The sequence below is a fragment of the Lagierella sp. ICN-221743 genome (assembly GCF_037890055.1).
Classification (GTDB): domain Bacteria; phylum Bacillota; class Clostridia; order Tissierellales; family Peptoniphilaceae; genus Mediannikoviicoccus.
In genome coordinates, this window is the sequence record NZ_JBBKBD010000036.1 from 1 (window position 1) to 6711 (window position 6711).

The 6711-nt window shown below is 33.8% G+C and carries 8 protein-coding genes; 2 read left to right on the forward strand and 6 right to left on the reverse strand.

Going from position 1 to position 6711, the window contains the following annotated elements:
- On the forward strand, positions 1 to 282 hold a 282-nt coding region (locus tag WKS98_RS09625; protein ID WP_498918849.1), incomplete at its 5' end, for a hypothetical protein.
- A 304-nt stretch (positions 283 to 586) separates the two neighbouring features.
- Here the strand turns inward: WKS98_RS09625 and WKS98_RS09630 are convergent.
- The 6 genes from WKS98_RS09630 to WKS98_RS09655 all read right to left on the reverse strand — a co-directional run bounded on the left by WKS98_RS09630 (position 587) and on the right by WKS98_RS09655 (position 4843).
- Positions 587 to 901, reverse strand: coding sequence for a type II toxin-antitoxin system RelE/ParE family toxin (locus WKS98_RS09630; RefSeq protein ID WP_498918851.1), 315 nt, complete (start codon positions 899 to 901; stop codon positions 587 to 589).
- Positions 891 to 1175 (reverse strand): type II toxin-antitoxin system RelB/DinJ family antitoxin, encoded by a 285-nt coding sequence (locus WKS98_RS09635; RefSeq protein ID WP_498918853.1) that lies wholly within the window; start codon positions 1173 to 1175, stop codon positions 891 to 893. The genes WKS98_RS09630 and WKS98_RS09635 overlap by 11 nt, the downstream gene beginning before the upstream one ends.
- An 878-nt stretch (positions 1176 to 2053) precedes the next feature.
- On the reverse strand, positions 2054 to 2641 hold the full coding sequence (locus WKS98_RS09640; RefSeq protein WP_498918854.1) for a type IV toxin-antitoxin system AbiEi family antitoxin domain-containing protein: 588 nt from the start codon (positions 2639 to 2641) through the stop codon (positions 2054 to 2056).
- 742 nt (positions 2642 to 3383) lie between these two features.
- Positions 3384 to 3914 carry a hypothetical protein gene (locus WKS98_RS09645; RefSeq protein ID WP_498918856.1) on the reverse strand — a complete coding sequence of 177 codons (531 nt, stop codon included), beginning with the start codon at positions 3912 to 3914 and terminating at the stop codon, positions 3384 to 3386.
- A gap of 76 nt (positions 3915 to 3990) precedes the next feature.
- Complete coding sequence (locus WKS98_RS09650; protein ID WP_498918857.1) at positions 3991 to 4593, reverse strand: PepSY domain-containing protein; 603 nt, start codon at positions 4591 to 4593, stop codon at positions 3991 to 3993.
- 10 nt (positions 4594 to 4603) lie between these two features.
- Positions 4604 to 4843: a glutaredoxin family protein gene (locus tag WKS98_RS09655; RefSeq protein ID WP_498918859.1), complete on the reverse strand. Its 240-nt coding sequence runs from the start codon at positions 4841 to 4843 to the stop codon at positions 4604 to 4606.
- Positions 4844 to 4995: 152 nt separating this feature from the next.
- On the opposite strand from WKS98_RS09655, the gene WKS98_RS09660 reads away from it, so the two are divergent.
- Positions 4996 to 6465 (forward strand): UDP-N-acetylmuramoyl-L-alanyl-D-glutamate--2,6-diaminopimelate ligase, encoded by a 1470-nt coding sequence (locus WKS98_RS09660; protein ID WP_498918861.1) that lies wholly within the window; start codon positions 4996 to 4998, stop codon positions 6463 to 6465.
- The last annotated feature ends 246 nt before the right edge of the window (positions 6466 to 6711 follow it).

A 6711-nucleotide genomic window follows, 5' to 3' on the forward strand; every position in this document is an offset into this window, starting at 1 on the left:
GCGTCCAAAAAAGTGTTGCCATACCATTGCGATTTCCCCTCATATCCTATCCCTGAAACCCAACCTTTTACACCCTTAAAACGCTTGGGGATACCCCAAACCCCAATGGAAGATGAAGAAAATCTTGTTGGATTTTCTTTTTGTGCCTTTCGGCACAATATTTTAAGAATAAATCTCTTTACTCTTATCTGTGCGAAGAAAAAAACTCGGCTCTGTCATGTTGAGCGAGCGACAGCGAGTCGAAACATCTCTCTTTTCTTTATTCGACACGAAACTATTTAACTTCCCACCTCTATATATGGTCCCCAAACAACAATGTAAGTTGTAGAAAATCTTGCTGGATTTTCTTTGGGTTATAAATTTGTTTTGTAAAGTCTTGTTTGACTAATTTTTTTGTTTTCTAGTAATTGTTTCGCCTTCGTGAGATTCTTCGACTTCAATTTTTACTTCGTAAAAATTTTCGCTCAGAATGACATTCAGGTGAGTCTTTCGCTATATCACAATGAAAGTGTGTCGCAACTGCAATTATTAATAAAAATGATGAGGAAGTTATTAAAAGCGACCTCATCAAAATAAATTTGTTACATTATTTAATTTTATTTTCGTAATCTTGTTTGAAGTGAAATATTTTATCGACAAAAACATTGTTTTTCTGGATTCTATACAAAATAAAATAATCATGTCTAAAAAAATTAAGTCGTCTGTATCCTATTTTTTTAAGTCTTACGTTATCGCATAACTTAAAACTTCCTGCTGAATGACATAGCTTTTTTATAATTTCAGAAAAATCGTCCATAATACTTTCGGCAGCTTCTTTATTTTTCTTTTCAAACAGAATGTATTTAATGATATTATCTAAATCAATTTCTGCTTCTTTTGTGAGCAAAACTTTATATTCCATATTTTCCTTTTAGTTCTGATACCACTTCAACAGCTTCTTTATATTCTCCTCTTTCTGCGGATCTTCTAGATTTTTCTAATAGCTTTAATATTTCATCTTCTGTTAGTGTTTCGTAATCTGTTTTTCTTTTTATTTCAAATGGTATTCCATTGTTTGAAACGGCTTGTGTTAAAAACATTCGTATTGCTGTTGTTGTATCTAGTCCTAGGTCTTTAAATAGTTCATCTGCTTTATTTTTTAGTTCGTCGTCTAGTCGAAGTTGAATATTTGCCATGTTTTCCTCCTTTGTTTTAATTAGATAATACCAGCGAGGCATTACCATGTCAATTCGTTTGTAATGATATAACAGTGGATGGGTCACTTTCTGACAAGAAAGTATATCAAAGTTTGTTTGATTGTTTTTTGTAGGGTTTCGCCCTACTACTAAGTTTTTTTCTATTATATATTTTCTTTTTATTCTACCAAGGGGGAAAAATAGAGAGAGAAAGTTTTAAAAAACTTTCTATGAAAAATTTTGTTTTTTTGTTTTGTAGGGTTACACCCTACTACTTTTTTTATTTCTAATCCACATTCTCTTTTAACCAAGGGGAGAACTAAGAAACCTTTTCGTATGGTTTCTAGCGTTCTCCCCTTGAAATCCCCTCTTTCTTACCTTCCAAACGATTCAGGACTGGCCGTCCTGAAAACCTGCTTAATAAGAGGAAGAAAATCTTGTCGGATTTTCTTCTGGTTTTAATATCATACTTTGAACACTATTAGATTATTAAATTTATTCTGTTCCTCTAACATATACTTAATAATGAGATTCTTCGACTTCAATTTTTTGTGCCAAAAAATTTCCGCTCAGAATGACACTCAAGGAAGTTTTTTTGCAATACTACAATGAAAGCATGTCGCAACTGTAATTATTAATTAAAATGATGAGGAAGTTTTTAAAAAGCGACTTCATTTTTGATATAAAGATGAGGTTTTAATCTTTTTTAATCTACTAAATTATAGTTAAAGGAGTCGATTTCGACTCCTTTTGTCATTTTGTTTATAAAATCAAACGACCCGACTTGGTCCGCATTGTTAAGAGGCGTGTCGGGTACTGTTAGTTATTATGGTAGTTCAATGGTTTTGATTTGTCAATTATTTTTTGCTCGATATTAATCATGCAAGTACCTCCATATATTTTCTAATCTCTTCTTCTATTTTAAATTCTCTGCTGTATTTTATAAGTCGTCTCAGATTTTTTGTAGGAGATTTGAAGTATCTTGTTATGGCATTTGTGAAAATCTGTTTATCAATTTTGTCTCTGTCTAGTATAATGTCACAAATTGTCCTTTCAATATCGTAAACTGGAATGTGATTGCCTTGTGGTGATTTTATTTCTGTTTTTCCAAGTTGGTAAAGATCTTTTTTTATATAGTGGACTTTCAATTCTATGTTTCTTTTATTTAGATGGCTTGCATTATATCCTTGTGGTACTGAAACATGAAATACATTTGGTGTTCTGTCTGATAGGTCATGAAGGTATAGCGCTGTTTGATGTGAAAAAACTATTCTATTGCTATTGGATGATATTAAAACAAAATCGTCTACTACTTCGCCGGCTATCTGATATACTCCTGGTCTTAATCTTTCTAGTTTTCTTTTTCTTGTTAGCTCTGATAGTGTATGTCTTCCGTATCCAAGTTCTTCGGCTTCTTTGTTTGTTATTATTAAATTGTCTTTGATATATTCTTGTAGTTTATCCATTCCACACCTCCTTACATTTACGCTTTAATAATAACTTATGAACGCGTATTTGTAAAGTTTGTGGTTTTATTCGGGAGTATGTAAAAGTGTTTGATACTGCTTCATTTCTAAACGTGTGGAATTGCACACGGTTAAAACGTGTGGAAAGTTTTAAAGCTTTATAATATTTCAGGAAACTTTAACCGAGATTTTCTTAGAAAATCTCGAGATCCTTCGACTTCAATTTTTTGTGCCAAAAAATTTTCGCTCAGGATGACACAGCGAGGTGTGATCACTCCTAACAATAGTGCCGAAGGCACAAACAGAAAATCCAACAAGATTTTCTACATCTTACTTTGGGGTTTGGGGTATCCCCAAGCGTTTTAAGGGTGTAAAAGGTTCGGGTTTCAGGGTAAGGATATGAGGGGAAATCGCAATCCCCTTCATCCTTACCCTGAGATTAGGAAAAATAATATAAGTAAAATAAATATTAGGTAAGTTTATAAAACTTTGCTATGCATGCCGCAAGGCAATAGAACGATAAAATATATTAGAAATAAAAAAGTTGTAGGGTTTTCACCCTACAAAATACACTTCGATATAGTTTTACGGAAACTTTCTTAAAAGAAAGTTTCCGAGATACTTCGACTCGCTGTCGCTCGCTCAGTATGACAATACTGGGAGACTTTAAGCCTCGTAGGGTATAACCCTACAAACCAAAACAAAAAATAAATTTTTCATTGAAAGTTTTTTAAAACTTTCACTACTTTATCCCTATATCTCTCTCAACGTTGTAATATATATCCCATGGATGATTTTTGTCTGACTCAATAATTCCATTAAACATATACTTTCCGTTATCTTCATAAAGACTCCAGTATCTAAAGTGTATGTTTTTTTGGTTTTTATATTTTTTATTGTAGTCTTCTAAGGCTCTAGTATAAATCTTGTCCATATTTTTAAGTATTTCTTCTGGAATAGGTTCGTTTTCTGTATCAATACTTTTAGGTTTAGTTTCGTCAAGTTTATCGTTTATATAACGACTCCACACGCCGTTTTCAAAGTGATTTTCAAGCTCAAAGTTATGCTTGTCATTTTCCACGTCATAGGAATAATTTATGGAGTTAAGTGGTATTTCATAGTCCTTAGTAAAATCCTTTATAGCAGACTTTGAATACTCTTCCATTTTATCCATTATATTTTGTTCTTCGCTCACTGCTGGCGTAAGTAAAGACTGTGTTTCTTCAACATTTACATTAATGCCCTTACAGCTCACAAAAAGAAATATACTCATTATAAAAACGAAAAACTTTTTCATGTTTCACCTCTATGTAAAAATAGTATTAGGCCTACACCTAATACTATCCTATTTAAAATTCGTTAGCTACATCATACTTATACTCTGCTGATTTGTTGCCTGAAACTACTTCGGAATGAAACTCTAGAACTCCGTCATCAAATCCAAGTTCCCATTCTTTGGCAATCATATTCTTGGTATCATTTGTCTTGGCAAAGTCATCAAGGGACCTATTAATCATTTCGTCTATCTTTTCCAAATACTTTTCATCGATTGCAGTAAATGGATCGTTTTCGTCTTCAGACTTAACTTGAGTTTGTCCAGACTTTGCGTCAAGCTCAAGTTCGTGTTCCATACCTTGTTCCATACCTTTAACTTTGTATTGGTATCTTTCGTCAAGGTCATATGACACACTTACAATCTTTGCATTTGGAAACTCTTTCTTGAAGTTTTCGATAGCGTCGCTTACGCCATATTGCTCTTCATGTTGAAGAGCTGCTTCATTAGATTCATTTGAAGCTTCTGTAGCTTCAGTCTTATTGGTTTCAGCTTGACTTTCAGTCACAGCCGGTGCATCGGTTACATTTCCATTATCAGTTGTATTAGCAGGCTTATCACAACCTGCTAAAAAAACAGTTGTAGCTAAAACTCCTGCGAGTATTATTTTCTTATTCATTAAGTACCCCCTATAATAATTCAGATTTTAAAAACGCAATAATATCGCTGGATTCATACATAGGCTTACCATCAATAAAAAGACAAGGAACTTGGTTCATTCCACCTTCATCAACAAGTCTTTTCTTAGCGTCTTCATCTTTTACAATATCAAGTAATTCAATTTTATCTTTTAATTCATGTTTATCAATAAATCTAAATACTTTTTGACAAAACGGACAGCTGTCTTTATAAAATAATTCTAATTTCATTTAACTCCTCCTTTATTGGTTTCCTTAATTATATACCCTTAGGAAATTCAAATAAACAAATAAGGCAAAATGTAGACTTTTTGTAACAATTCGGTTGTACAATTTTAGTAGCATCTATTAAAATAGAAGTAAGAAGCTTAAAGGAGTTTAAAATGAATATAAAAGAACTTTTAGAACAAATTCACTATATAGAAGTAGATGGAGATAAAAATAAAACTTTTAGCCACATAACTCTGGACTCAAGAGAGGCTACTGAAAAAAGTATATTTATAGCTATTGAAGGCTTTAAAACAGACGGTCACAAATTTATAGAAAAGGCAATGGAAAATGGATGCAAAATTGTCGTCTATACCAAAGATATAGAAAAAGAAGAAGGCGCCACTTATATAAAAGTTGAAGACGGCAGACTCGCTTTTGCGGAAATATCAAAAGCCTACTACAACAACCCTTCAAAGGAAATGACCATCGTGGGAATAACGGGCACAAATGGAAAGACCACAACCACATTTATACTAGAGAGCATACTTAAGCAAGGGAGTATTAAAACGGCAACCATAGGCACTATGGGACTAAAAAAGGACGGAGTAACAGAAAACCTTGGTAAAACCACCCCGGAAGCAAACAAATTACAGGAAATATTTCGTGAATTAGCCAAAGAACAATACAAGGCGGTAGTAATGGAAGTGTCATCCCACGCCCTAGAACTAAAAAGAGTAGAAGGAACGGATTTTGACTATGCAGCCTTCACAAACCTAACCTATGAACACCTAGAACTACATGGCACAATGGAAAACTACTACCTGGCAAAGAAAAAACTTTTCGCCATGACAAGTAAAGAGAACATAATAAATATCGACGACCACTATGGCGAGAGACTATATAACGAGCTAAAAGAAGAAGGGAAAAAAGTATTGTCCTACTCCATGGAAAAAGATGCCGACATTATAGCAACAATAGAACACATGGATCTAGAAAAAACTTCCTTTATATATAAAGAAAGAAACCTAGAAGAAAAACTAGAAATACCCATGGCAGGAAAATATAATATCTATAATACCATGGCGGCTGTGGCAATAGCCATTAGGATGAATGTGGATATGGACGACATAAAAAAGGGGCTACTAAACTTTGAAAAGCCAGAAGGAAGATACCAAGTTGTAAAAAACGACCAAGGCCTTAACCTAATAATAGACTTTGCCCACACCAGTGACGGCATGGAAAGCATAATAAAATCGGCAAAGGAAAACTTCCACAAAAATACCATCGTGGTGTTTGGAGTGTCAGGAGCAAGAACTGTCGAAACCCAAGAAGAAATAGGCAGAGTCGTGGGAAGCATAGCTGACTACTCTATAGTCACAAAAGACGACGAAATCGAAATGGAAGTTAAGGACATTTCAAAAAATATAATAAGAGGAATAGAAAAGTCAGGAGGAAAGTACGAGTACTTCCCGGACCGAGAAAAAGCCATAGAAAGAGCTGTGGAAATGGCAACAAGTGACGACGTGGTGTTATTTTTAGGAAAAGGAAACGAAAAGTTTTTCAAAACCCTGGGAGGAAGTAAAGTACCATATGACGAAGAAAGGGCAATAAGAGAAGCGTTAAAAAAGAGAGGGAAAAAATAAAATTTTTTCTCTACTTTCTAAAGAAAGTAACAAAGATATAATTTGTAGGAAAGCAGTGCTTTCCTGCTTTTTTATTTTTTGCCTTGCGGCATTGTTTTGTAGGTCGATAACCTACAAGGTTTGAGTTTCCCAGTATTGTCATACTTTATTTGCCTTGCGGCATTGTTATGTAGGGCAATGCCCTACTACCCATTTGCTTCTAGTAAATTTTATTTTTTTATTCTACCAAGGGGGTAAAAGGAACCG

Excerpts from the sequence above, each read along its gene's own strand:
- WKS98_RS09650 (WP_498918857.1), bottom strand. The coding sequence starts at position 4,593 with ATGAATAAGAAAATAATACTCGCAGGAGTTTTAGCTACAACTGTTTTT.
- WKS98_RS09645 (WP_498918856.1), bottom strand. The coding sequence starts at position 3,914 with ATGAGTATATTTCTTTTTGTGAGCTGTAAGGGCATTAATGTAAATGTT.
- WKS98_RS09660 (WP_498918861.1), top strand. The coding sequence starts at position 4,996 with ATGAATATAAAAGAACTTTTAGAACAAATTCACTATATAGAAGTAGAT.
- WKS98_RS09640 (WP_498918854.1), bottom strand. The coding sequence starts at position 2,641 with ATGGATAAACTACAAGAATATATCAAAGACAATTTAATAATAACAAAC.
- WKS98_RS09635 (WP_498918853.1), bottom strand. The coding sequence starts at position 1,175 with ATGGCAAATATTCAACTTCGACTAGACGACGAACTAAAAAATAAAGCA.
- WKS98_RS09630 (WP_498918851.1), bottom strand. The coding sequence starts at position 901 with ATGGAATATAAAGTTTTGCTCACAAAAGAAGCAGAAATTGATTTAGAT.
- WKS98_RS09655 (WP_498918859.1), bottom strand. The coding sequence starts at position 4,843 with ATGAAATTAGAATTATTTTATAAAGACAGCTGTCCGTTTTGTCAAAAA.